Consider the following 23,868-nt stretch of genomic DNA (forward strand, 5'->3'; position numbering starts at 1 on the left):
AAAGGCACCCGCAATGACCCAGGCATCCATCTTCCTCAATAACAAGACACAGGCCGTCCGCCTGCCCAAGGACGTCGCCTTCCCCGAAGGCACCAAATCGGTCGAGGTGATCACGGTCGGCAATACCCGTGTGCTCACGCCAACCGATCAGCTTTGGGACAGCTTCTTTGACGCGCATAGCGTCTCTGACGATTTCATGAGCACCCGCAACCAGCCGGACATGCAAAAGCGCGAGGATTTCTAGACAATGCTGCGCTTCATGCTCGATACCAATATCTGTATCTATACGATCAAAAACCGCCCGCCATCGGTGCGCGAACAGTTCAACCGATACAGCGGGGCAATGTGTATTTCGACCATCACACAGGCCGAACTGATCTATGGCGCGATGAAATCGGCCCAGCCCGAAAGAAACCTCAAAACCATCGAAGAATTCGCCGCCCGCCTGACGGTGCTGGACTTCGACACCAACGCCGCCGGTCACTACGGCGATATCCGCAGCATCCTTGAAAAACAGGGCAACATCATCGGCCCCTACGACCTCATGATCGCAGGCCATGCCCGCAGTCAGGGCCTGACACTGGTGACGAACAATCGCAGGGAGTTTGAGAGGGTGGATGGGCTGCGGGTTGAGGATTGGGTTTAAACAGTTCACCGGATTTGAAGCTAACTAAACTCAATCATTTTTATTTATTAGACTCATATTCTTCGAAAACAAAACTTATCTAAGCGAGCTTAGATCCGCCATGCCTCACGAGAACCAAACCGAAATCACATTCGTTGTATCAGAAGTTGCAAGACTATCAGCAGCTTCACACTCTCCAGAGACTTATGCGAAAATGAATTTGAGCGAAGTCTTGGCAACTTTGCCTGATCCTTATGGCCGAGGTAGCTTGCCATGCGGCAGAGAAGCCCTTAACCGACTGTACTTACTATCTCAACGAGCCTGCCAAAAAAGCTCTTACCATGGCCGAATAGACCCTAATGAAGTATTCGAATATTTAAAAAATATAATATCGGAACGATTTATCGGGGAAGGTAAGCCTATTGATCAAAGACAAGCAGATCGAGCAGTTAGTTCTGCTATAAAACAAGCGGCATCAAGAATGTCGACGACAAAGTATTTCATACCTTGTCATATTGGAAACAAAACATCTCCCAAAAAATTTAAAATTGGCCAAGTTGAATTTCATCTTTCGAAAAATTTCTTGAAAAAAATCGAAAAAGAAATTGCTGAGTATAATCACCTAGAGAAAAATGAATTCAGAAAAAATATTTTAGATGATGCTATAAAATATTATCAATCTTTTGACTACGTTGCTGAGATATCAATCAAAGATTGCTCAGAAAACAACTCCAGAATGCTGGCAGAGCGCCATGTGCAACTTGCATTGGACAGCATTCATGTGGGTCTTAGATCGTATAAATCCAAATACATAAGAATGCTTGGACCAAATCTCTTTGTAGACCGGAGAGGGGAAATTGTCCAAAAAGAAGATGGCAAAATTGATGTAAGCGGCTATGTCAGTTGGAAGACGAATACCCTTCCCGATAATTGGTGGTCCTCGGTATCGTCGAACCACATGAAAGAGTTCTACGATTTAGTGGGAACAGCAATAACGGAAGCACTTCACTCTCATTCTTCTTCTCGACCACTCGCAGGCAGACTTACCGATGCACTCGCTTGGTATGGAGAAGCAACAAGAGACAATAATTATGCATCACAAACAGTTAAATATGTAACAGCAATGGAGAGGCTACTCATAACTTCCTCTAAGGAAGGTTTGGAAGTCAGCTCCATTTTTCGAAACCGCGGCGCTGCCCTCGTGTCATTCCTGTCCAATGAGCCGTATTCTGACCTATATGAAAACTTCAAAAAGGTTTACGACGTTCGGTCTTCAATTGTTCACGGTTCGGAATCACCAACAAAATCATTTTATAATATCAATGGCTTACAACCGGACGAACTGGCGGCTCGTGTTATCATAGCCTTCGCCTTCTTCTGTAAGGAGGAGGGGTTAAAAGCCGAAAACGTAAGTGATAAAATAATTGAAAAAAGCTTTGATGACCTTGAAGCACTTGCTAAATCAGGCTCCAAAGCTAATCACTTATAATTAAAGACAGAAGTCAGCCTGACCTTAACTATACTTAATCGCTGCGGGAAAATCCGCGCAAATCTGCTTGAAAGAAACTCTCTCCCCACCCTCAACTCTGATGCAACCGCAACTCCGCCATAAAACCATCCGGCTTGCCGGGGCGCGGGGAATGGAGCGTTAATTCCCCATTGATATTGCCAACGATGGTTTTGACAATCGAAAGGCCAAGCCCCGCCCCGCTGGCCTTGGTATTGGATCGTTTGAACCGCGATGTCAGGTCATCAAGGTCTTCGGGCCGCACCGCATCGCCCGCGTTCGAAACCCTGACCGTGTCGCTGCCAATCACTTCCACCATCACCTTTTCCTGATCGCTGCCATGTTTAAGCGCGTTTTCAATCAGGTTGCGCATGCAGATCGCAAAGGCATCGTGATCGATATTGGCCGAAAGCGCGGTTGCCGATCTGGCGTCAAAGGCGATGCGCCCCGCGCCATCGGCCACCCGTTCCAGATCATCAATCACAAGCCCCAGTGTCGCGCCCAGTTTCTGGTTTTCCCCGGTCGGGCTGGTGCCGACCCCGGCCTCGGCGCGGGCCAGTTGCAAAAGCTTTTCTGATAGCCGCGACAGCCGTTTCAGGCTTTCCTCGGTCTGCCGGGCCCGTATGCGCCCCGGATGGTCTTCGGGCAGTTCGAGCACAAGCCTTTGCGTCTGCGCCAATGCGGCGGCAATCGGGGTGCGCAATTCATGCGCGCTATGCGCGGTAAAGGTCCGCTCGGCACTCAATGCCGCATCAAGCTTTTCCATCAGCCGGTTGACGGCGGTGACGATGGTGCTGATTTCCTCGGGCGCATCGTCGAGTTCAAGGGGTTGCAGATTGCCCTCGCCGCGTTCCTCGATCGCATCGCGGACGCGCAGCACCGGGCTTAACCCCCGCCGGAGTGCTACGATCACCCCGATAATCACCGCCGGGATCAGCAGCACAATCGGCAGGAACTGCGCCATCACGCTTTCAAAAAGCGCCTCGCGCCGGTGTTCAAGCGGCTCTGCCACCTGAATGATCCGCGTGCCCCCCAGAAGGACGGCGGTATAAATGCGGAAATCCTGCTCGTTATAAAATCCTTCGATCAGGGGGGCTTCAAACGGATTTTCCTGCGCATTATAGGACCGCAGCAAAAGCCCGCCCCCGCCCTCGCGCACCTGATACATCAGGTAATCCTCGCCAAGTTCCTCGTCCCCGTCGCCATCCCCGTGATCTTCGGTGCGGATTTCGCCCTTGGCCGGGCTTGGCAGCACTTCCTGCGCACTGCCGCCATCATGGCGTTGCAGATAATCATCAATCAGCGGCGCATAGCGATAGGCCGTGGTGACAAGGCTGTTATCGAACGCTTCCTGCATTTCGTGATACATGCTGTAACCGGCCAGAACCGACCCCGCCAGCCAGAAAACACTGACCGTCACCGTCAATCGCCGGGCCAGCATGAATTGCAGGCTGTTTTTGGCCATCTTGCTCATAAGCTCGGATCATCCTTCAATGCGATAACCAACGCCGCGCACGGTATGGATCACCGCCTTGCCCAGCTTGCGCCGCAGGCGGCTGACATAAACCTCGACCGTGTTGCTTTCGATTTCCGCGCCAAATTCATAAAGCGCTTCTTCAAGCTGTGCCTTGGATAATGTCGCGCCCGGACGGCGCAGCAATTGATCCAGCAACGCCCATTCCCGCGATGTCAGATCGGTCTGCTGCCCGTCAATCACAACCGACCGGCTGGCAAGATCAACCTCGACCGCACCGCCGTTATCCCCCGAAAGCCGGATCAACGGGTTCGGATTGCCCGAATAACGCCGGGCGACTGCAAGCAACCGTGCCGAAAGCTCATGCAAATCAAACGGCTTGACCAGATAATCATCCGCCCCGGCATTCAGCCCGGCAATCCGGTCTGAAATCTGGTCCTGCGCGGTCAGGATGATGCACGGCGTCACACTGCCCGCCCGGCGCAGGGCGCGCAAAAGATCAATCCCCCTGCCATCGGGCAGGTTCAGGTCAAGCAGCAGCACATCATAAGGTGTGCCGCGCAACATGATCTCGGCCTCGACCACACTTTCGGTCATGTCAACCGCATCCCCCGACGCCAGCAAATGGTCGCGCACCGCCTCGGCCAGATAACGTTCATCTTCCACCAGCAAAATCCGCATCGCGCCCCGCGTCCCCGTTTCCCGTTCGAATACGATCCCAAACCGGCAGATATGCCGTGCAAAGCTGACAACAACCTGAAGGCCGGACCAACCCCCGTTCAGCTTCCTGTCAGCAAACCGCGTCAGAATCACCCCATTCGATACGCCAACCTTGACTGTTTCAAATTGATCTTAAAGGACCCCGACAATGAAAAGAACGCTTTTCCCGACTGCCTCCGCAACCGCACTGACTTTCGCCCTTCTGGCGGGTGCCGCCCTGACCCTGCAATCCGCCCCGGCACGCGCCAGCGATGATCTTTGCAACGCCCCCAAAGCCGAATGGCAGCCGATGGAAAACCTTGAGGCCAAGCTGACGGCCGATGGCTGGACCATCAGGAAAATCAAAACCGAAGACGGCTGCTACGAAGTTTACGCCAAGACGCCGGATGGCAAGCGGGTCGAGGCCTATTTCAACCCGAAAACCTTCGAAGCCGTCAAAACCAAGGAAGACTGATCCCACTCTTTCCAATCCGATCTTCTCGAACCGCACCCGTTGCCCCCGCTCCGGTGATGTGACGCTCCCTCACCCGCCCATCACCGGAGCATCCGCCTAAAAAAGGAACCCGATCAATGCAGGTTAAAGTCTGGGACCCGCTGGTCCGTATTTTTCACTGGGGCCTGGCGGCAAGTTTCGCCCTCGCCTGGATCACCGCTGATGAATGGGATGCCCTGCATCACTGGGCCGGTTATGCCGCCGGCGGCCTGATTGCCTTTCGCCTGATCTGGGGTCTGATCGGCTCGCGCTATGCCCGTTTCTCGCAATTCATCCGCCGCCCGTCGGTCGTGATGGCCTATCTTGGCGATGTCATCACCGGCCGCGAAAACCGCTATATCGGCCATAACCCGGCCGGGGCTGCGATGATTGTCGCCCTGATCATCGGCATGATCGGCTGTGCGCTCACGGGTTGGATGTACACAACCGACGCCTTCTGGGGTGTGGACTGGGTCGAAGAAACCCACGAATTCCTTGCCAATGCGCTGCTTGCCCTTGTGCTGGTCCATATCGGCGGGGTGCTGCTGGCAAGCCTGCGTCACCACGAAAACCTTGTCCGCGCCATGATCAATGGCCGCAAACGGGTTGCCGGGTCTGACGATATTTCCTGATCGACGAACGCGATCTCCCAAACGGCCTGAAAAATCCTTTGAAATTTTCCCTCGAATTTCTTGCCGGATACGAAGCCGAAACTTGCGGGCGGGTTTATCCCCGCCCGTTTTTTGTGTGCGGACATCGGGGGCTGCTGCCCCTATCCGCCCATCACGCGTGCCGGATTGCCGACCACCGTGACACCGGGCGCGACATTTTTTGTCACCACCGAACCGGCCCCGACAATCGCATCATCGCCGATGCAAACCCCCGGCAGGATGATCGCCCCGCCGCCGATCCAGACATTCCTGCCAATCGTCACCGGCAGCGCGATTTCAAGATGCTGCTTTCGAAGCTCCGGGTCCTTGTGATGCTGCGCGCAATAAATCTGCACATTCGGGCCCAGCATTGAATGATCACCGATGATCACCGAAGCCGTATCAAGGATCGTGCAGCCGACATTGATGAACACATCGCGCCCAAGGCGGATATTGATCCCATAGGCACAATGAAACCGCGTTTCGATCCGAACATCTTCGGCACATTGCGCAAACAGCGCGCGCAGCTTTGACGCGATATTGCCACGATCAGATGGCGGCAGGATGCTGTGTTCATGCACCGCCTCATGGGCACGTGCGCGCATGGCATCAAGTTCCGGGTCAAGGCAGCTATACCACTGCCCTTCCTTCATTTTTTCAAACTCGCTTTGGGGCATATCGATCCGGGGCGTTGTTAAGGATGGCGGGGCCCAGATTACGCCCCGCCCGCACCTCGCGCAAATAAAAGAAACCCGCATATGTGGGGGCATATGCGGGTTTTACGGCAGGTCAGATCAGGGGGGAGACGTCTTCAAACCTGCCAGTCGGGTCGTCAGGGAGGCGGCAGAAAAAAGCTTACTTCACCACAAGCCTGTAATTGGGCGTGGTATTAAGCGGGCAGCTATAAAGATACTCACCGGGCGTAAGCGTCACGGCATAATCCTTGGTCTTGCCCTTAAGCAACCCGCCGCCCGACACCGAAATCTTCTGGCTCAATATCTTGTCGGTCCAGTCATAATCCTTGTCGCGCAGCCAGAAACCGACCTCATAGGACACGCCATCGTTGGCGACCCGGAAAATGTAATCACCGGGTGCCAGCGTCATTTCACCGGCCTTTGCCACGCGCTGATCACCGCTTTCGTTATTGATCGCAACGCAATCGGCTTTCTTGGTGCTGGTATAATGATGGTTGGTGCCCTCTGGCTCCAGAAACTGGCAGGGCACCTGCGTGATTTCGATAACCTGCGGGGCGGCCTGCGACGGGGCGGCAAACCCTGCCAGCATCGCCATCGCAATCCCGCCACCCATAACAACCGATTTCAACATCTGCTTATCTCCGGATTGATCTTTCCATCCGGTGTACCCGCCTTTGCCCGAAACCGGAAATCAAGCCCCGATCACAGCTTGGAGAGCCGCGCGAGAGGACCCCACCGCCCCCGCCAAACCACACACCCCCGCCACCGAGCCCGCAAGCCCCATGGACTCCCGCCTGCGCGGGAGTGACGAACGGATGGAAAAGCAACACCCCCAAAAACCGTCATTCCCGCGCACGCGGGAATCCAGCCCTTCGTGCCGCAGCCTCAAACCCCGCCACCAAACCCGCAAGCCCTCACCCGTCAATCCGGCGCAAACAGATCAAGGTCCAGTGTCGGTCGCTCGCCAATATCGCCGCGATGTTTGCGCAAAAACTTCGCTGCCGCCTCGCGCCCCTTGTCGCGCAGCATGGTCATGAAATCCCATTCGGCATTGAGTTTGGAGGATTGATCAAGCTCCAGCATCACATCGCTTGCGATGCAATGCATCCGCATCGCCCCCCATTTGCTGGCCTCGCACGCATGGGTCGGCGCATCGTGGCGCAGGACCGCAATCATCCGAAGCTCTTTCATCAGGCTGCTATTAAACGATACCTCGTTGAGCCGATTGGCAATCTCGCGCGATGTTTTCGGCACGCCGGGCCGTTTGACCGGGTTGATCTGTACCAGAACCGTATCATCCGATCCGCATTCGCGCACCAGCGGCCCCAGGCTCGGATTGCCGGAATATCCGCCGTCCCAGTACGGCACCCCGTCAATTTCAATCGCCTTGTAAATCGTCGGCAGACAGGCCGACGCCAGCAGCACATCGACCGTGATATCGGGGTTGCGAAACACCCGCCCCTGCCCGGTTTCCACATTGGTCGCGGTGACAAAAAGCTTGGCCGGGCTTTCATTGATCGCCCTGAAATCGACAACCTCGTTCAAAATCGCGGCTAACGGATTATCCCCCGCCGGGTTCAGGTCATAGGGCGAAAACATCTTCGCACTCATATCCAGCCACATATAAGCCAGCGAGTTTTCAAGCGACCAGTTGCCAAACAGAATATCAATCGGGCTGCGCTGAAGCGGGCTGAACCGGGCCGCTTCCGATACCGCGCGCCAGAATGTCTCAAGGTCGATCCGGGCCCCCTCATAACCACCCTTGGCAAAGCCCGACGTCACCACCGCGGCATTCATCGCCCCGGCCGAGGTCCCCGAAATCGCCTCAACCGTGATTTCCTCATCCTCCAGCAACCGGTCAAGCACCCCCCACGTAAACGCCCCATGAGACCCGCCGCCCTGCAATGCCAGACTGATATGCTTGCGCGGCTTTCTGGCCTTGCCGTTGCCATTGGCCTTGCCGTTGGTTTTGCCGTTCGCGTTCCCGCGCCCGTTCGCCTTGCTCTTCACGGTCGGTTTCTTCGCACTCTCGCTCATGCCAACTCCTGCGTCACATCACTCGCGGGCCACGCCCACCCTCATGATATGTTGCACATGCGAAGAATTGCCAGTTTGGAAGGGTTAAAATTGGCCAGGAACCGGATCAGTTTGCCCTCCACCCCACGCGGTGCAAACCAATGGCACACCGCCAGATACATCCCACTGTCAATTTATCAAGCTTTTCCAAATATATAAAAACACGAATATGCTTGCTTCCCTCAACGATTTTCCCCAAAAGTTCAGGAACAGTTTCAGTGCGATATTCACATATAGGGGTGGGGAAATGAACACACGCAGAATGGCTGCGGCCTTGATGCTTGGCACAATGACGGCAATGATTTCGGGGATCACTCCGGCATTTGCCGAAGATGCAAAATCCACCCAAAACTGGCAGGGCCTCTATGGCGGTCTGGCACTGGGCGGTGCCTATAGTGCCGCAAATCCGGACTCAAACGCTATCGTGTCGCCCTATTTCTTCGCGGGGGACAAGACACAGCTTGACCCGTTGCTGCAACGGAAGATCGACGGATGGGATGTCACCGGCTCGTTACTGGCAGGGTATGACTGGCAAACTGGCAACATCACCTACGGGCTTGAAGGCGATGTCAGCGTGATGGATTTCTCTGAAACCGAGAATTTCAGCGGAAACTACAATACAAATACCAACGCCTTTAGCAGCAGCACAACCATTGAAACAAACTTCTCGCTAAGCCTGCGGCCAAAAATCGGATATGTGCAGGACAGGGTTCAGCTTTACGCCTCTTTGGGCCCGTCCATCAGCCGGTTTAAAACCACACACCGGTTCAGCGACGCAGCCCCGAACAGCATGACCTTCTCCGATACCAAAACCGCCATCGGCGTTTCATCGGCGATTGGTGCGGGTTATATGCTTGACGATGGCTGGGTCCTGCGCGGCGATTATGTCTTCAGCTACTATCCCGACATCACCGATGGCAGCGACAATCTGGACAATGCAAACACCGACGATTTCAAATATGACTCGGATTTCCAATCCCATAATATCCGCATTGGCCTGATCAAACGCTTCTAGGATCAGGCCCCAGGTTCAGACCCCAGGGTCAGACCCTAGGGTCGGGATACCGGCACTTACCAAAGTCAAAACGCACCAGAAGGCCACACCACGCCCGCCTTCTGGTGCGGCATTCTCTTTGCGAGTAACACCGCCCCTCACCCCCACTCAATCGCCGCAGGCAGATCCATTTTGGGGGCCTGTTCCATCACCATCGCAAGGAAGATCCGCGCAATCGGTGACAGGCTTCTGCTTTGCCGCGTGATGATGCCAATCGGGCGTTTGCGCACCGGCTCGCATAGCGGCACGAAGGCCAGTTTTCCGGGTGCTGCAAGGTCAGCAACCCTTGCTGCCAGTTCCGGCAGCACCGTGATCCCCACCCCTTCGGCCACCATCGCGGCCAGTGTCAGCGTATTGGATGTTTCGACAATCGGGCGCAATTGCGCGACCGGGTCGATCATCGCACTGCCCGGCCCGTCCTTGGCCCCGCCGCCGTTGCCGTTCTGGACCGCATCCGATTGGCGGGGTTTCGCCATTTTCGCCACCCGTTCAATCGCCCGTTCGCTGGCATTCGCCCGGCGCAGGGCCATTTGCGCCTCAGGCAGGCCAAGGGCGGCGGCGCGTTTCAGCACGTCGGAGGCCCCGACCTCCGCCGGGTCCACCGGCACCTCTCCCGCGCCGCCCCCACCAGAACCGGCAGTGCTACCAGCGCCACCAGCGCCACCGGCCCAGCTTCCCTGTGCCGCCATCATCGCGCGCGTGCCCGATTCCGGGCCCAGCCCGACAAAGGCCTGATCGGCCAGTTCCGACCACGCAATCGCACTGCGCGTGGCAAAGGCATGGGTCGGGCGGCACAGCACCCCGAACCGGTCGGAAAACAGCGGGCTGAACGCAATATCGGGCAGGGCATGCCATTCCCCGGCAATGCCAAAATCCGCCTCGTTGCGCGCCACCGCCTCATGCACCTCGCCCGCGTTCAACTCGTCCAGGCGAAGCCGCGCATCGGGATGTTCATCGACAAACCGGCTGATCACGCCGGGCAGAATGCGCGTCAGGACCGAGGGCGCAGCCGCAATGCGGATCGTCCCGCCAATGCCCTTGGACAGCGCATCAAGATCGCCAAGCGCCTCTTCAAACTCGCTGATCAACCGGCGTGCGGTGGGCAAAAACCGTGCGCCCGTGGCGCTTAACGTCACCTGTCGCGTCGTGCGATCAAAAAGCGGCGTTCCCGCCACATCCTCGAACTGCCGGATCGTCGCCGTCAATCCCGACGGCGTCAGCCCCAAAACCTCCGCCGCAGCGGTAAAAGTGCCATGATCGGCGACCGCAACAAAAACCCGCATATGGCGCAAACTGATGGAAGACAGCATGTTTCATCCGCTAACTGATTGACCAGACTGCAACACTAACGGGTAAATTGACGGTTGTGCAGATATTCCTGCATGCGCCCGCTCATCCCGTCGCCAAACCGCCCCAAAAGCCCAAACCACGCGCCCCCGACCCCACCGGGCAACACACGGCCCCGCCGCATCAAACCACCCACACCCTGTCATTCCCGCGCCCGCGGGAATCCAGTCCTCCGCGCCGCATCCACTTCACCCGGTCATGTCAAAAACCGTACCCGTGGCGATATGGATTCCGGGTCTTCGCCCGGAATGACGGATAGGGGATAAGCTTGCCGACGGCAAAACCTCTCCCGCCCCCACCGGTTTTATATCGCCAAACGCTACTTTAAAGGGCATTCTGATACGCAATCACACCCGCGCGAAATAGAGAATGAATTCATGAAAGATCTATCTTCGAAAGCACCAACGTTAAAAGGCAAAGAAGCCTTGGACCTATGGCGACGAGGGAGAGAAGCATGGAATAGTTGGGTTGATCAACATTCAGGTTGGAATGTTGATTTTTCCGGCATCGACTTCTCATTTGAAGAGGATGATTTTGGACTAAAATACTTCGTCGGCTATCAATTTGGAGACGGGGATAAAATATTCCACAGAGCTACTTTTGGTGGTGGGACAGACTTCTCCAGAAGTAACTTCGGTAGAGGCAAGTTGATCTTCTCCGAGGCCAGATTCGGCGGTGGAGTGCTCTTCAATAAAGCCACTTTCGAGAACGAAAAGGTGGACTTCTCAAAAGCTAAATTCGGTAAAGGTAAGGTCGACTTTTCAGGAGCCAGATTCGCAGACGGAAAGGTGACCTTCTCTGAATCTACTTTCAATGGCGAAGTGGCTTTCTATGGAGCAACCTTCGATAAAGTCGAGTTGATGTTTTCTCATGCCACTTTCGAACAAGGCAATTTGAACTTCTCAAGCACCACATTCGAGAATGCCAAACTAGACTTCGGAGGATCTACTTTTGACGATGGTAGCTTACTCTTCACTGAAGCCACCACATTTGGTAACGGAAATACGAATTTTTATGGAGCTACTTTTAAAAATGGCGACGTAAACTTCGACGGTGCTATTTTGGGTGACGGGAATATAAACTTCCGTCAGGCAAAGATCCGAGAATTACACTTTACTCCTAAAGCGATTGGATCGAGCCGCATTCAAGCTGAGCAATTATCAATCAAAGGCCGGACTATTTTCGTTCTCCCGCCCTCTGCTGCTAAATTAAAATCCTTGAATGTACATAGCGCTTCTTTTGAAGGACCGCTCACTCTTAGGGGCGATCTTTCAATCATCCCGGATATTCGCGCCACCCGGTACTCGCATCAGGTTGATCTTAGCGACCTCAATGTCAAACTCCCGCGAATATCTCCAAAACTTGGTTGGCCACCGAAACTATCACGCTTGGCAAAGGATCCGAAAGACGCAGCAAGACTACGCCGCCTCAAAGAAATTGCCGAAACCAACAAGGATCATCAGGCCGCCCTGCGCTTTTCCGCCGATGAAAACCGGGCGAAACGATGGATCGAAACCTCGTGGTTTGGCTCGGTTCTCGATATGGCCTTTAGTGCCTTTAGCGATTACGGCCAGAATATCCTGCGGCCCTTTGTCGCCCTTATCGTCCTCACCGCCGCCAGCATGGGACTGTATAGAACACTTGCAACAGAAACATCCGCCGACGGGTGGACGGGATGGGCGCAAGGTGCAGTCTTGTCAGCCAGCAACAGCCTCCCCTTCCTCCCGCAATCACGCGATTTACGTGAAGATGCACTAACGGCGCTTTACGGCACGGACCCCGGCCTATGCGTCGATATCCTCATGATCACCCAAGGCGTGCTCAGTTTCGTCTTCCTGTTCCTGATCGGCCTTGGCCTGCGCAACCGGTTCCGCCTGTAAAGCGCGGCACGGTCAATCGCCCCACCCCGTCATTCCCGCGAAGGCGGGAATCCAGTCCTTTGTGCCGCATCGACCAAAATCGCCACCGGGCCCGCAGCCCGATGGACTCCCGCCTGCGCGGGAGGGGCGAAAATGGGGGGGGGTATCGCCCGTGCTCATGAGCGGCGGAAGGGACGAAAGGAGGCAGCAAAATCAACGAGGCCGCCACCTACCCCGCCCGCTTCTTCGCCCCGCCATAAACCGGATGCACCGCCCTCAGGCAGTCGCAAAATTCGCGTGCCATGCGCGACAGCACGGTATTGGGGAAATGCGCCATGCACATGCCGATCTTGAAGCTGAGGAAATCGGGGCGAAGCGCCTTCATTTCCCCGCGCTCTTCCCACCGGGCGGCAAAATGGGTCGGAAGGAAACTGACGAACCGGCCGCTTAAAATCAGGTGCGCCAGCCCTTCCATGTCATAGGCCGTCGCACTCGGCGGATGTTTGAAAAGCGATTGAAACGCGGTTGCCACCGAATAGCCGCGCCTGGCAAAGGTAAGCTCCGCCACATCTTCCATCGGCATTTTCGCGGTATCGCGCTCAAAAAGCGGGTGGCGCATGCCGCAATAAAGCCGCTGTTCCTCGTAAAACAGTTGCTGCATCTGCACCGCACTGTTCATCGGCTGGTTGGGCACAATCGCCACTTCCATCTGTCGGCTAAGCAACGCATTTTCAATCTGGTTGGGTGACACGATCAGAAGCGTGACATGCACATCGGGTGCGCGTTCGTTAAACGCCGCCAGTGCGAGATCAAGCGCGCAATTGGGATTTTCCACCACCGCATCAACAACGCCAATCCGCAATTCCCCGACAAGGCTGCCACGGATCGCGCCAACCTCGGCGCGAAAGCTGTCCTCGGCGGCAAAAAGCTTGATCGCCTCGTTATAAATCTTCTGCCCATGTTCGGTTAAGGCAAAGCCCGACCGCCCGCGCCGACACAGCGAAACGCCAAGCCGGGTTTCAAGGGCGGACATCTGCGCACTGATGGTCGAACGCGACAGGCCAAGCTGTTCCTGCGCAGCACTAAAGCCGTTGCTTTCGACAATGGCGCGAAAAATCCGCAATTGCCGCAGATCAACATCGCTTAACGGGGGAACATTGGGTGCCATGATAGGTTGGAAATTTCCGACGTTTACTCTTGAAGTTCGATATTATTGGACACGTCACCCTATGGCAACGTGAATGCAAGGACTTCACGGAGAAAAAACATGCCAAGCGACACCACAAGCATCCCAAAGCCCCATACCGGCCCGGTTGTCAAATCGTTCGAGCCGCCATCGGCCATGGAAATCCCGCGTTTTGCCGGTGTGCCGACCTTCATGCGCCTGCCGCTGCTGGGCCTGTCCGACACCGCCCTTGAACAGGTCGATATCGCCATTCTGGGCGTGCCATGGGATGGCGGCACCACCAACCGCCCCGGTCCGCGTCACGGCCCGCGCCAGTTGCGCGATCTGTCGACCATGATCCGCCCGCGCCATCCGGTAACGGGGTTAAATCCCTTTGCCGTGCGCAATGTCGCCGATCTCGGCGATAGCCCGGTCAACCCGGCCGACATCATGGATACACTTGATAAGGTCTGTGCTTTCATCGGCGCGCTCAAGGCCAGAAACATAGCACCCCTTTCGGCGGGGGGTGATCATCTGGTGTCCTATCCGATCCTGAAGGCACTGGGGGCGGATCAGCCGCTTGGCATGGTGCATTTTGATGCCCATACCGACCTGTTTGACAGCTATTTCAACGGCTATCGCTATACCCACGGAACGCCCTTCCGCCGCGCGATTGAGGACGGCTATCTTGATCCCAAACGCGTCGTTCAGATCGGCATTCGCGGCACCATGTATGATGGCGAGGATGTCGAATGGGGCCTTGCCCAAGGGGTGCGCATCATCCGCATGGAAGAAGTCGAGGATCGCGGCATTGATGCCGTGATGGCGGAAGCCCGCAAGATCGTCGGCAATCAGCCCACCTATGTCAGCTTTGACATCGACAGCATCGATCCCGCCTTTGCACCCGGCACCGGCACGCCCGAAATCGGCGGCTTCACCAGCCGGGAGGCACAGCGCATGGTGCGCGCGCTGGATGGCCTTAACCTGATCGGGGCCGATCTGGTCGAGGTTTCCCCGCCCTTTGATCCATCGGGCGGCACCGCATGGCTTGGCATTTCGATCATGTTTGAACTGCTTTGTGTTCTGGCCACGTCACCAGCTACACGCAACCCCAACAACAAATAACGCCCATAAATGACGTCCATAAAGGGGGCCAAAGCCCCCATCCATAAAAACATCATCAGTGAACTTCACAGCGGAGACTTGAAATGAAACATCTGTTCAAAGGACTGTGCCTGTCGGCCATCGCCCTTGGCACGGTTTGGGGCCTGTCGGCCCCGGCATCGGCCAATCAGGAACTTACCATCGCCCATTCCACATGGGTCGGGTATGGCCCGCTTTACATCGCACGCGACAAGGGATTCTTCGAAGAAGAAGGCCTTGATGTAGAACTCGTCGTGATGGAAGACGTCAAAACCCGCATGCCGGCCCTGGCCGCTGGCCGGATTGACGTTGCCGTCACCACCATTGATACGGTGCTGGCCTTCTACAGCCCCGAACACCCGTTATCCTACCTGTTCGCGCTCGATGATTCACGCGGCGGCGATGGCATTGTCGCGGGCAAGGACATCAAAACCATTGCCGACCTCAAGGGCAAATCCATCGCCTTTACCGAGGGCTCGGTTTCGCAGTTTTTCCTGAGCGTCCTTCTGAAAGACGCCGGGATGAAGCTTTCGGATGTTAACGCGCTTAACATGTCGGCCGGCGATGCCGGTGCGGCCTTTGTCGCGCAGAAGGTCGATGCGGCGGTGACGTGGGAACCGTGGCTGACGCGCGGCAAGGATACCGATCATGGGCATGTTCTGGTCGACAGCACCAAAACCCCGGGCCTGATCACCGACATCATGGTCACCACCAATGACATGCTGGAAAAAAACCGCCCGGCAATGGAAGGCCTGTACCGGGCATGGTCCAAGGCGATTGCATGGCAGAAGGACAATGTCGAAGAAGCCGATGAAATCATGGCAAAGGGTGTTGGCGGCTGGCTTGAAGACCCGGCGGTGTTTGCCGAAACCCGTGCCGGTATCGTTTTCTATGACGATGCGATGAACAAGACCTTCATGGACCCGTCCAACGAAGGCGGCATTCTGGGCACGATCAAAAACGCCAAGACCCTTGGCGAAGAAGGCGGCCTGTTTACCATTGATGCCGAACCGGCAAGCCTGATTGCCGCTGACATCGTGAAGTAAGCTGCATTTCATCTAAATCGCCACCTTCCGACGACCATAAAAGAGCAAGCACCATGTGGACCAGATCGCTGTTTTCGCCCAAGACCGAAATACCGAAATCCGCCTTTATCGGATTGTCGCTCTGTTCGGTTTCTCTTGTCCTCGGTCTCTGGTGCCTGCTCACCTATGGCGGCATCACGCCAAAGGACTTCCTTGCCGCCCCGCACGAGGTAATCGAAGCCGCGATCAAGCGCATCGGCAATCTCTCGCTGTTTCATCATATCGGGGCCAGCCTCTCGGTCATTCTGTCGGGCTTTATCCTTGCTTCCATCTTCGCCGTTCCGATCGGCATCCTGATGGGAAGCTTTCGCGCCGTTCAGGCCTTGGTTGAACCGCTGACCGGCTTCATGCGCTATATCCCGGTATCGGCCCTGATCCCGCTTCTGATCCTCTGGGTCGGGATCGGCATCGAACAGAAAATCATGGTGATTTTTCTGGGCACCTTCTTTCAGCAGCTTATCCTGATTTCCGATGTCTCGGCCCGTGTGTCCAAGGATCTGATTGATTGCGCCTATACGCTCGGTGCCAACCGCAAACAGGTGGCCCTTCGCATTCTGGTTCCGGCCTGCATGCCCGGTGTCATGGATAACCTGCGCGTTACCATGGGCTGGGCCTGGACCTATCTGGTGGTGGCAGAACTGGTCGCCGCCGATACCGGCCTTGGCTATATGATCCTCAATGCCATGCGCGGCCTGTTTACCGACGTCATCCTGCTGGGTGTGTTTACCATCGGCATCTTGGGCCTGATCACCGATTTCATCTTCAAGGTGCTGCGCAAAAAGCTCCTGCCCTGGTCTGCGGATTTCTAAGGCCATGCAAGACGGATACGCTCACATGCACCGTGACATGCCCCATCAGAAGCACAAGCAGCAACGCACACAGCAGATGCCCCCAAAACGGCATCAGCCCCCCCCCGCAGCACGGCAACGCCCAAGCCTTGACCAAGAGCTATACGCTGCCTCCTGCAAAGCCCGCGCAACAAACACACCCCGGATATACGCTGCCGATTGCAGGGCGAAGGCAGCACTCCCTGCCCGGCGACCCAACCCGCGCCCGAACCTTGGCCGTCGGTTCTACGCTGCCTCTTGCAAGCCCCGAACGACCAACCCGGCCCCGATCCATGCTGCTCCGCGCACCGCTCCAACGCCCCACGCGGTGACGGTAGCCGCGGGCAGTGGCGGGAACGGCAAAGACAAAGGCAGCGACAGCAGCAACAGAACGGCACATGCACCTGCCACCCTCACAATCGAACCCGCAGCGCCCAAACCTTGGCCACGAGTTCTACGCTGCCTCCCGCAAAGCCCGCGCAACAAACACACCCCGGATATACGCTGCCCCGCGCACCGTTCCAACGCCCCACGCGGCCACTGCACGGGCAGGAACGGCAACACCAGAAATCCCGCAAGGTCCAAAGCTTGGCCGAACGTTCTACGCTGCCGATTGCAGGGCGAAGCCAGCACTCCCTGCCCGGCAACCAAACCCGCAACGCCCAAACCTCGGCGGCCCGTTCTACGCTGCCTCCCGCAAGGCCCGCACGAAAAATCAGGCCCCGATCCATGCTGCTCCGCGCACGGCTCCAACGCCCCGCGCGACCACGATAGCCGCGAAAATGGCAGCGGCAGAAACGGCAAAGACGAAGGCATCGACGGCACCAACAGGACGGCACATGCCACCTTCGCGACCCAACCCGCGCCCGAACCTTGGCCGTCGGTTCTACGCTGCCTCTTGCAAGCCCCGAACGACAACCTCCGCCCGGCGACCCAGTCCGCAAACCCCAAACCTCCGTCGGCATCCATACGCTGCCTCCTGCAAGGTCGACGCGACAGCCCCCCTTTACCCTGCCCCGTGCAACCGGGTGCCCGCTTCCCGAACACATCAAGGATAACATCATGAGCATGCTCACCCTTTCCGATATCACGGTCCGTTTCGAGCCCAAGGGAAAGCCGCCGGTTCTGGCCCTTGATGATGTGTCACTTTCGGTTGCCCATGATACGTTTTCGGTGATTGTCGGCCCGTCGGGCTGTGGCAAATCAACGCTGTTGCGACTGGTGGCGGGGCTGGAGATCCCGACGTCGGGCACGATGGCGCTTGATGGGCAGCCAATTGCCGGGCCGTCGGCCGACCGGGGTATGGTGTTTCAAAGCTACACCCTGTTTCCGTGGCTGACCGTGCGCGAAAACATCATGTTCGGGCCGCAGCTTAAAAAACTGCCGAAATCCGAATGCGAGGACATTGCCGATGATCTGATCCGGGCGGTGCACCTGACCGGGTTCGAGGGATCATACCCCAAGGAACTTTCCGGCGGGATGCGCCAGCGCGTGGCACTGGCCCGTGCCCTTGCCAACGATCCGCGCATTCTTCTGATGGATGAACCCTTTGGCGCGCTTGATAGCCAGACCCGCCAGCTGATGCAGGAACTACTGCTTGATGTCTGGCAAAGCCGCCGCAAAACCGTGCTGTTCATCACCCATGACATTGACGAGGCGATCTTCCTGGGCGACGAGGTCCATGTCATGACCGCGCGTCCCGGCAAAATCAAACAGTCGCTTGCCATCGACATTCCCCGCCCGCGCAGCATCGATGCCCTGACCTCGTCCGAATTCATGCATTACAAAAAAACCATCCTGTCGCTGATGCATGATGAATCGGTGCGGGCCGATACGCCGGAACCGGTATTGGCGTGACCCAGGCGAATACCGGGGCGGAAATGAGGCTCAAACAGCATCAAAAAAAAATCATATGATAAGACTTTTATAATTTCCCACGTTGGCGGTGCCTCAAAGCGCTGAACACCGCCGTTTTACTGATGGATCGGGACCATTTGCGCGCCAAAGTGATAGTATAATTTATACAAAATTCATTATAATCATATAATACGACTTTAACAAAACCGACGCCGGAGCCCTTTTTTGCCCCCTCGGCACGTTCGGCATAGGGCCACCGACCGGGTTGAAAAATCGGATTATTCACTAAAAATGAATAATCGTTCGGAATTTTAAATTTGTCTATTTAATCGGCCTCCTGTCAAATGGGGAAAATAATGCCGCCCGCGCCGCAAAAAAGCCCAGAGAGACATCATGACCGCGCCCGCCCCAATCGCCAAGCCGACACCCGCGCCAAAACCCGCCCGCCGCAGCTTTTCGCGCTTCAATCGCCTGCCGGTTCTGACCCCGGACCGGTCGCTTGACAGTCTGACACTTGGTTTCCTCAAAACCCTTGAAAAAGAAGGCAAATTTGCCGGTGAAATCCATGCCGATTTCCCGTCCCGCCTGATCAATGCCACCGACAACAGCGTCTATCAGGTGATGCCAACCGCTGTCCTGCAACCCAAAAACCGCAATGATATCAACGTTGTGATGGAACTTGCCGGGCGCGAGGAATTTAGCGAGGTCAAAATCACCCCGCGCGGCGGCGGGACGGGCACCAATGGCCAGTCTCTCAACACCACCATCACGCTCGATACATCCAAGCATCTCAATAACATACTGGGTTTTGATGCCGAAAAGGGGCTGGTCCATGTCGAACCGGGCGTGGTGCTTGATCAGCTGAATGCTTGGCTCAAACCGCACGGTTTCTTCTTCCCGCCCGCCGTTTCCACCGCCAGCCGGGCGACCATTGGCGGCATGATCGGGTCCGATAGCTCCGGCAAGGGATCGCGGATTTATGGCAAAACAAGCCATTATATCAATGACATGACCACCGTTCTGATCGACGGCACCGATTTCCGCACCCATGCGATGAGTGCCACGGACGCCGCCGAAATCATGAACCGCAATGACCGCACCGGTCGGCTTTATCGCAAAATCCACGACGAAATCATGCCGCGCCGCGATCAGATCAACGCGATTTTCCCGGAAATGAACCGGGGGCTTACGGGCTATAACATCAAGGAAGCCGTTTCGGATCAAGGGGATATGAATTTAAGCTTCCTGATCGCCGGGGCGGAGGGCAGCCTTGGCATGGTCAAGGAAATCACGCTGCGTGTCATTCCCCTGCCAAAGCACAAGGCGGTCACGGTGGTGCGTTATGACAGCTTCGACAGTGCGCTTCGCCATGTCGGCACCCTTGTGCAGTTTGACCCGGTCGCGATTGAGAGCATCGATGACAAGGTCATGGAGCTGGCAAAGCAGGATGAAAGCTGGCATCTGCTGGGCAAATTGCTGGGCACAGAGGGCAGCACGGTCCAGACACGCGGCTTCAATGTCGTTGAATTTGTTGGCGAAACACCCGAGGAAGTCGCGGCAAAACAGGCCGAACTTCGCGCCCATCTTGATGCCCATCCGAATGCAGATCACGCCCCCATCGGCTTTGTGCAGGCCACCGACCCCACCCAAATCGCCGCCATCTGGTCAATCCGGGCGAAATCGGTTGGCCTGCTTGGCAATCTGGAGGGCAAGCGCCGCGCGACCCCCTTTGTCGAAGATACCGCCGTCCCGCCCGAAAACCTTGCCGATTTTATCGCGGAATTCCGCGCTTTGCTCGACGCCGAAGGCCTTGATTACGGCATGTTTGGCCATGTCGATGTCGGCTGTCTGCATGTCCGCCCGTTGCTTGACATGTGTGACGAGCAGGACGAAGCGCGCCTGCGCCGTGTATCGGACAGGGTTGTGGACCTGACCAAAAAATATAACGGCCTGATCTGGGGCGAACATGGCAAGGGTTTCCGCGGTGAATATTCGCCCACCTATTTCGGGCCGGAGCTTTATGATGTGCTCAAGCGCATCAAGGAAGCCTTTGATCCGGAAGGACAATTAAACCCCGGCAAGATCGCCTCCCCCTATTCGAAAAACACCCCGATCACCGCAATTGACGAAGCCCCGATGCGTGGCCAGCTTGACCGCCAGATCGAAGACAGGCTGCGTGATGAATACCTTAACGCGACGCGGTGCAACGGCAATGGGGCCTGCTTTAACTGGGACCTGATGGATGCGATGTGCCCGTCCTACAAAGTCACACGCGACCGCGTTCATTCGCCCAAGGGCCGGGCAGGCCTTGTCCGTGAATGGATAAGGCAGCTTTCGGTCGGCACCGATCCGCGCAATCAGGACCTCGCCGTGATCAATGCGCGCGATTTCTCGCACGATGTCTATGATGCGATGGCCGGTTGCCTGTCGTGCAAGGCCTGTGCGGGGCAATGCCCGGTCAAGGTCGATATCCCGGAAATGAAATCACGCTTCCTGGAGGCCTATCACACCCGTTACAAACGCCCGGTGAAGGATTACGTGATCGCACAGCTTGAAAGCATTGCGCCCCTGATGGCCAAGGCACCGTTGCTTTTCAATAGCTTGCAATCCATCCCGCCGCTGCCGTGGATTTTCAAAAGCCTGATCGGCCTGACCGATTTGCCAAAACTCAGCCGCCAAAGCGTGCGTTCGGCCCTTCGCAAACGCGGCATCGGCAAATTCAGGCTCGCCGAGCTCGAAGCGCTTTCCGCTGCGGATCGTGCCAAATCCGTGGTGCTTTTGCAAGATTGCTTCACCAGCCACTATGACATCGATGTTTTCACCGCCCATATCGACCTGCTGCAAAAGCTTGGTTACCGCGTTTTCGTGCCGCCCTATCGCCCGAATGGCAAGGCATTGCATGTGAAGGGCTTCCTCAAACGCTTTGATTATCAGGCAAAGCAAAACGATATTGTCTATGGCCGAATGGCGAAAACCGGCGTCCCCCTGATCGGGATTGAGGCCAGTGTGACGCTCACCTATCGGCAGGAATACGCCCAGCGCCTTGGCACGGACCGCCCGGATTACCGCGTGCATCTGTTCCATGAATGGCTGGCGGGCGAGATCACGGAAAACCGCCTCACCCTGCCCGCAACCGGCGCAAACCCTGCGTCTGCGTCATCCCCGGCAACGCTCTTCCCGCATTGCACGGAAAAAACATCAATCCCCGATGTCAGCATCAAATGGCAAAAGATTTTCGAGGCCTTTGGCATCAAACTCGCGACCGGGAAAACCGGATGCTGCGGCATGGCCGGCGTTTACGGCCACGAAACCCGCCATCAGGAAACCTCCCGCGCCCTTTATGACCAAAGCTGGAAAAAGAAAGTCGATCAGACGGGCTTGGATAACATGCTCGTCACCGGCTATTCCTGCCGCTGTCAGGTCGCACGATTTGAAGGGGCGAAGCCCAAGCATCCCGTGGAATATCTGGCGGAGTTGGTCTAAGCCCCATCAACGGAAAAATTATCTCCGCTAAAAATCTATGACTTTGAAATACATAGTTCATTTTCGAGAGAAAGGATTTCTTCTTGCTTCGTGAGAGAGTTTATTTCAAAGTTTTATTAAAATTTGCCTTCAATTAGGCATCATCAGCTTTGAGCGCATTCAAAGCATACAAATACTGAGTTATAATCTTTCGGTTTTAGCTAAAACCAAGCCGTATTAACATTTTCTGTCCCCCAAAAGAACGTGGAGAGCCCCCTACGATGGCAGGTAACAGAATACGACATCTTGATGCTCTGCTTGGGGTGGACGCATGGCACAAGAAGAAAAATCGATCATCAAAAATAATGACAATCCATGCGCGCGTACATTTTCATAAAGGAAGGCTCGGTGGAGGCGACAACGACAATGTCGAATTCGCAGTCAGGTTAAAAGCAGCAGAAATATTAGCTCGACCAGTTGGTGATGTTAAAATCAACCCCGAGAAAACACTTGATCTTTCTCGCGTCAAAACAGTGAATCACACAGAAAGCATTAAGGAACAGAAGTCATCCAAGGTTGGTGGAGGGCTTGCATTAATAGCCAAAACCAGCGGAATCCTCGCAGATGCAAGCCTCGTTGCCGAAGCCAATACCACAAAGCAGCACGAGCGACAGCTTACAAATAATCGCGATTTATTTGAGATAAAAATCACAACAACTTACGGCAACGATGGCAATCCAATATGGTTGTTGTCACCCGCACATGAACTACAAGCAGGAAATAGCCAAGAGGCTTTTTTAGAGGGTAGCGGATGGGATCCTAAAGAACAGCCTCTAATGACGATACGCGATGAGAGAGGCAAAGATTCCAAAGCTTTAGAACCGGAAGTACAGCTTACCATTCGGTGCAAAAGAGAAGATATCCATATTAGCGATATCCGTTACAAGGCAGAGAACCTTGAATGGAAAGATACAAAAAAGTCTGATCCCAAAAAACTATTTCTGGCAGAACAGTTTCTGAGGAACAAGCTTATGGAAACTGGCCTCTCTTTCGACAAAAGCGGAGCAAATCATAGCACGTTCACGCTATGCGATCTGTCTACGGCCCCTATGATCGAAGAGGAATGGGAAGATGAGTGATGATAAAGAATGGAATATCCCAGCCATACAACGAATCTTCTCAAGTCAGTCAACTGAAATTGCACGAATAGCTGACGATGCAGGAATAGATAAATCAAAAATATTTAAAAACATTTCGCCAATGTCAATCCCTTTCACAGATCACTCAATAATTGAATTTGACATAGATGGAACATTTACTTTATTCGGAACATTCGAAGCAGAATTTCGACACACAGACAAAAATAAAAACGTGAAATTTTTTGGTAGATTTATATCTATAACGACCAAAAAAGATTATGAATCAAAAATAGTTGAAATGGAAATAAACAAAAAAAACTCCATAAAGAAACTTATAAAAAAAGAAGAACTAGAAAAATCAATGGAAATTGATTTGTTTAACTTCAGAAACAAAGAAATATCTTCGGAAATTTCAAAAAAATCAAATCAGTACGGCGAAAAATATACACCACACTTTAAAAGCATGCCCACGTCACGACCTTTAGGATTCTTTGAGAAATTTAAACCGTACACAAGAGCAACAAAAATCGGACAGTTAAGCTTCTTTTCTGAAATCGAAGATGAAATAAAAAAGGAGATTAACATAAAAATAAAAATTGAAAACCACGAAGAGGGATTAGAAGAATATGGAAAAATAGATATTGAAGAAAAATTATGCAAAGAAATAATAAAAGAAATACAATCAAACGAAACAACCTAAACTCAAAAAAA

The 23,868-nt window shown here is 55.0% G+C and carries 22 protein-coding genes; 14 read left to right on the forward strand and 8 right to left on the reverse strand.

Annotated features, from left to right (window positions below; all coding sequences use genetic code 11):
* The first annotated feature begins 13 nt into the window (after positions 1 to 13).
* The 3 genes from vapB (at position 14) to SMB34_RS04135 (ending at position 2,114) form a co-directional block, all read left to right on the forward strand.
* A complete protein-coding gene (vapB, locus tag SMB34_RS04125) occupies positions 14 to 244 on the forward strand; it encodes a type II toxin-antitoxin system VapB family antitoxin (protein ID WP_007091811.1) in 231 nt (76 codons plus the stop codon).
* Between the two features lie 3 nt (positions 245 to 247).
* Positions 248 to 646, forward strand: coding sequence for a type II toxin-antitoxin system tRNA(fMet)-specific endonuclease VapC (vapC, locus tag SMB34_RS04130; protein WP_037987837.1), 399 nt, complete (start codon positions 248 to 250; stop codon positions 644 to 646).
* 100 nt (positions 647 to 746) lie between these two features.
* On the forward strand, positions 747 to 2,114 hold the full coding sequence (locus SMB34_RS04135; RefSeq protein ID WP_156962638.1) for a HEPN domain-containing protein: 1,368 nt from the start codon (positions 747 to 749) through the stop codon (positions 2,112 to 2,114).
* Between the two features lie 91 nt (positions 2,115 to 2,205).
* Here SMB34_RS04135 and SMB34_RS04140 read toward each other — a convergent pair whose 3' ends face one another.
* Both SMB34_RS04140 and SMB34_RS04145 read right to left on the reverse strand, forming a co-directional pair.
* Positions 2,206 to 3,606: an ATP-binding protein gene (locus SMB34_RS04140; RefSeq protein WP_051682119.1), complete on the reverse strand. Its 1,401-nt coding sequence runs from the start codon at positions 3,604 to 3,606 to the stop codon at positions 2,206 to 2,208.
* 9 nt (positions 3,607 to 3,615) lie between these two features.
* Positions 3,616 to 4,287, reverse strand: coding sequence for a response regulator (locus tag SMB34_RS04145; RefSeq protein WP_037987949.1), 672 nt, complete (start codon positions 4,285 to 4,287; stop codon positions 3,616 to 3,618).
* A 187-nt stretch (positions 4,288 to 4,474) separates the two neighbouring features.
* On the opposite strand from SMB34_RS04145, the gene SMB34_RS04150 reads away from it, so the two are divergent.
* The gene (locus tag SMB34_RS04150; protein ID WP_037987840.1) at positions 4,475 to 4,780 is read left to right on the forward strand and encodes a PepSY domain-containing protein; all 306 of its coding nucleotides are present in this window, start codon (positions 4,475 to 4,477) and stop codon (positions 4,778 to 4,780) included.
* A 116-nt stretch (positions 4,781 to 4,896) separates the two neighbouring features.
* On the forward strand, positions 4,897 to 5,430 hold the full coding sequence (locus SMB34_RS04155) for a cytochrome b/b6 domain-containing protein (protein ID WP_037987842.1): 534 nt from the start codon (positions 4,897 to 4,899) through the stop codon (positions 5,428 to 5,430).
* 140 nt (positions 5,431 to 5,570) lie between these two features.
* Here the strand turns inward: SMB34_RS04155 and SMB34_RS04160 are convergent, their stop codons facing one another.
* The 3 genes from SMB34_RS04160 to SMB34_RS04170 all read right to left on the reverse strand — a co-directional run bounded on the left by SMB34_RS04160 (position 5,571) and on the right by SMB34_RS04170 (position 8,180).
* Positions 5,571 to 6,101: a sugar O-acetyltransferase gene (locus SMB34_RS04160; protein ID WP_276202141.1), complete on the reverse strand. Its 531-nt coding sequence runs from the start codon at positions 6,099 to 6,101 to the stop codon at positions 5,571 to 5,573.
* Positions 6,102 to 6,303: 202 nt separating this feature from the next.
* Positions 6,304 to 6,774 (reverse strand): hypothetical protein, encoded by a 471-nt coding sequence (locus SMB34_RS04165; RefSeq protein ID WP_051682120.1) that lies wholly within the window; start codon positions 6,772 to 6,774, stop codon positions 6,304 to 6,306.
* Positions 6,775 to 7,064: 290 nt separating this feature from the next.
* A complete protein-coding gene (locus SMB34_RS04170) occupies positions 7,065 to 8,180 on the reverse strand; it encodes a patatin-like phospholipase family protein (protein ID WP_037987847.1) in 1,116 nt (371 codons plus the stop codon).
* A 286-nt stretch (positions 8,181 to 8,466) separates the two neighbouring features.
* On the opposite strand from SMB34_RS04170, the gene SMB34_RS04175 reads away from it, so the two are divergent.
* Positions 8,467 to 9,234: an outer membrane protein gene (locus SMB34_RS04175; RefSeq protein ID WP_240478741.1), complete on the forward strand. Its 768-nt coding sequence runs from the start codon at positions 8,467 to 8,469 to the stop codon at positions 9,232 to 9,234.
* Between the two features lie 137 nt (positions 9,235 to 9,371).
* Here the strand turns inward: SMB34_RS04175 and SMB34_RS04180 are convergent, their stop codons facing one another.
* Positions 9,372 to 10,583, reverse strand: a complete 1,212-nt coding sequence (locus SMB34_RS04180) for a LysR family transcriptional regulator (RefSeq protein WP_037987853.1) — start codon at positions 10,581 to 10,583, stop codon at positions 9,372 to 9,374.
* Between the two features lie 414 nt (positions 10,584 to 10,997).
* Here SMB34_RS04180 and SMB34_RS04185 point away from each other — a divergent pair, with 414 nt between their 5' ends.
* Positions 10,998 to 12,500 carry a pentapeptide repeat-containing protein gene (locus SMB34_RS04185; RefSeq protein WP_037987854.1) on the forward strand — a complete coding sequence of 501 codons (1,503 nt, stop codon included), beginning with the start codon at positions 10,998 to 11,000 and terminating at the stop codon, positions 12,498 to 12,500.
* A 208-nt stretch (positions 12,501 to 12,708) separates the two neighbouring features.
* On the opposite strand, the gene SMB34_RS04190 is transcribed toward SMB34_RS04185, so the two are convergent.
* Positions 12,709 to 13,647: a LysR family transcriptional regulator gene (locus SMB34_RS04190; RefSeq protein WP_037987855.1), complete on the reverse strand. Its 939-nt coding sequence runs from the start codon at positions 13,645 to 13,647 to the stop codon at positions 12,709 to 12,711.
* A gap of 99 nt (positions 13,648 to 13,746) precedes the next feature.
* Between SMB34_RS04190 and speB the strand changes: the two genes are divergently transcribed.
* The 3 genes from speB (at position 13,747) to SMB34_RS04205 (ending at position 16,681) form a co-directional block, all read left to right on the forward strand.
* The gene (gene speB / locus SMB34_RS04195; RefSeq protein WP_051682121.1) at positions 13,747 to 14,769 is read left to right on the forward strand and encodes an agmatinase; all 1,023 of its coding nucleotides are present in this window, start codon (positions 13,747 to 13,749) and stop codon (positions 14,767 to 14,769) included.
* 83 nt (positions 14,770 to 14,852) lie between these two features.
* On the forward strand, positions 14,853 to 15,833 hold the full coding sequence (locus SMB34_RS04200; protein WP_051682122.1) for an ABC transporter substrate-binding protein: 981 nt from the start codon (positions 14,853 to 14,855) through the stop codon (positions 15,831 to 15,833).
* 53 nt (positions 15,834 to 15,886) lie between these two features.
* A complete protein-coding gene (locus SMB34_RS04205; RefSeq protein WP_037987857.1) occupies positions 15,887 to 16,681 on the forward strand; it encodes an ABC transporter permease in 795 nt (264 codons plus the stop codon).
* A 733-nt stretch (positions 16,682 to 17,414) separates the two neighbouring features.
* On the opposite strand, the gene SMB34_RS21505 is transcribed toward SMB34_RS04205, so the two are convergent.
* Positions 17,415 to 17,540 carry a hypothetical protein gene (locus SMB34_RS21505; RefSeq protein WP_276202142.1) on the reverse strand — a complete coding sequence of 42 codons (126 nt, stop codon included), beginning with the start codon at positions 17,538 to 17,540 and terminating at the stop codon, positions 17,415 to 17,417.
* Positions 17,541 to 17,761: 221 nt separating this feature from the next.
* Here SMB34_RS21505 and SMB34_RS04210 point away from each other — a divergent pair, with 221 nt between their 5' ends.
* The 4 genes from SMB34_RS04210 to SMB34_RS04225 all read left to right on the forward strand — a co-directional run bounded on the left by SMB34_RS04210 (position 17,762) and on the right by SMB34_RS04225 (position 23,857).
* Positions 17,762 to 18,556: an ABC transporter ATP-binding protein gene (locus SMB34_RS04210; RefSeq protein WP_037987859.1), complete on the forward strand. Its 795-nt coding sequence runs from the start codon at positions 17,762 to 17,764 to the stop codon at positions 18,554 to 18,556.
* A gap of 393 nt (positions 18,557 to 18,949) precedes the next feature.
* Positions 18,950 to 22,039 (forward strand): FAD-binding and (Fe-S)-binding domain-containing protein, encoded by a 3,090-nt coding sequence (locus tag SMB34_RS04215; protein ID WP_051682123.1) that lies wholly within the window; start codon positions 18,950 to 18,952, stop codon positions 22,037 to 22,039.
* A gap of 260 nt (positions 22,040 to 22,299) precedes the next feature.
* The gene (locus SMB34_RS04220) at positions 22,300 to 23,157 is read left to right on the forward strand and encodes a hypothetical protein (RefSeq protein ID WP_037987861.1); all 858 of its coding nucleotides are present in this window, start codon (positions 22,300 to 22,302) and stop codon (positions 23,155 to 23,157) included.
* Positions 23,150 to 23,857 carry a hypothetical protein gene (locus SMB34_RS04225; protein ID WP_037987864.1) on the forward strand — a complete coding sequence of 236 codons (708 nt, stop codon included), beginning with the start codon at positions 23,150 to 23,152 and terminating at the stop codon, positions 23,855 to 23,857. The genes SMB34_RS04220 and SMB34_RS04225 overlap by 8 nt, the downstream gene beginning before the upstream one ends.
* Positions 23,858 to 23,868 lie beyond the last annotated feature (11 nt).

Source organism: Thalassospira permensis NBRC 106175 (genome assembly GCF_000714555.1).
Classification (GTDB): domain Bacteria; phylum Pseudomonadota; class Alphaproteobacteria; order Rhodospirillales; family Thalassospiraceae; genus Thalassospira; species Thalassospira xiamenensis.

Excerpts from the sequence above, each read along its gene's own strand:
- vapB (WP_007091811.1), top strand. The coding sequence starts at position 14 with ATGACCCAGGCATCCATCTTCCTCAATAACAAGACACAGGCCGTCCGC.
- vapC (WP_037987837.1), top strand. The coding sequence starts at position 248 with ATGCTGCGCTTCATGCTCGATACCAATATCTGTATCTATACGATCAAA.
- SMB34_RS04135 (WP_156962638.1), top strand. The coding sequence starts at position 747 with ATGCCTCACGAGAACCAAACCGAAATCACATTCGTTGTATCAGAAGTT.
- SMB34_RS04140 (WP_051682119.1), bottom strand. The coding sequence starts at position 3,606 with ATGAGCAAGATGGCCAAAAACAGCCTGCAATTCATGCTGGCCCGGCGA.
- SMB34_RS04145 (WP_037987949.1), bottom strand. The coding sequence starts at position 4,287 with ATGCGGATTTTGCTGGTGGAAGATGAACGTTATCTGGCCGAGGCGGTG.
- SMB34_RS04150 (WP_037987840.1), top strand. The coding sequence starts at position 4,475 with ATGAAAAGAACGCTTTTCCCGACTGCCTCCGCAACCGCACTGACTTTC.
- SMB34_RS04155 (WP_037987842.1), top strand. The coding sequence starts at position 4,897 with ATGCAGGTTAAAGTCTGGGACCCGCTGGTCCGTATTTTTCACTGGGGC.
- SMB34_RS04160 (WP_276202141.1), bottom strand. The coding sequence starts at position 6,101 with ATGAAGGAAGGGCAGTGGTATAGCTGCCTTGACCCGGAACTTGATGCC.
- SMB34_RS04165 (WP_051682120.1), bottom strand. The coding sequence starts at position 6,774 with ATGTTGAAATCGGTTGTTATGGGTGGCGGGATTGCGATGGCGATGCTG.
- SMB34_RS04170 (WP_037987847.1), bottom strand. The coding sequence starts at position 8,180 with ATGAGCGAGAGTGCGAAGAAACCGACCGTGAAGAGCAAGGCGAACGGG.
- SMB34_RS04175 (WP_240478741.1), top strand. The coding sequence starts at position 8,467 with ATGAACACACGCAGAATGGCTGCGGCCTTGATGCTTGGCACAATGACG.
- SMB34_RS04180 (WP_037987853.1), bottom strand. The coding sequence starts at position 10,583 with ATGCTGTCTTCCATCAGTTTGCGCCATATGCGGGTTTTTGTTGCGGTC.
- SMB34_RS04185 (WP_037987854.1), top strand. The coding sequence starts at position 10,998 with ATGAAAGATCTATCTTCGAAAGCACCAACGTTAAAAGGCAAAGAAGCC.
- SMB34_RS04190 (WP_037987855.1), bottom strand. The coding sequence starts at position 13,647 with ATGGCACCCAATGTTCCCCCGTTAAGCGATGTTGATCTGCGGCAATTG.
- speB (WP_051682121.1), top strand. The coding sequence starts at position 13,747 with ATGCCAAGCGACACCACAAGCATCCCAAAGCCCCATACCGGCCCGGTT.
- SMB34_RS04200 (WP_051682122.1), top strand. The coding sequence starts at position 14,853 with ATGAAACATCTGTTCAAAGGACTGTGCCTGTCGGCCATCGCCCTTGGC.
- SMB34_RS04205 (WP_037987857.1), top strand. The coding sequence starts at position 15,887 with ATGTGGACCAGATCGCTGTTTTCGCCCAAGACCGAAATACCGAAATCC.
- SMB34_RS21505 (WP_276202142.1), bottom strand. The coding sequence starts at position 17,540 with ATGTGCCGTCCTGTTGGTGCCGTCGATGCCTTCGTCTTTGCCGTTTCT.
- SMB34_RS04210 (WP_037987859.1), top strand. The coding sequence starts at position 17,762 with ATGAGCATGCTCACCCTTTCCGATATCACGGTCCGTTTCGAGCCCAAG.
- SMB34_RS04215 (WP_051682123.1), top strand. The coding sequence starts at position 18,950 with ATGACCGCGCCCGCCCCAATCGCCAAGCCGACACCCGCGCCAAAACCC.
- SMB34_RS04220 (WP_037987861.1), top strand. The coding sequence starts at position 22,300 with ATGGCAGGTAACAGAATACGACATCTTGATGCTCTGCTTGGGGTGGAC.
- SMB34_RS04225 (WP_037987864.1), top strand. The coding sequence starts at position 23,150 with ATGAGTGATGATAAAGAATGGAATATCCCAGCCATACAACGAATCTTC.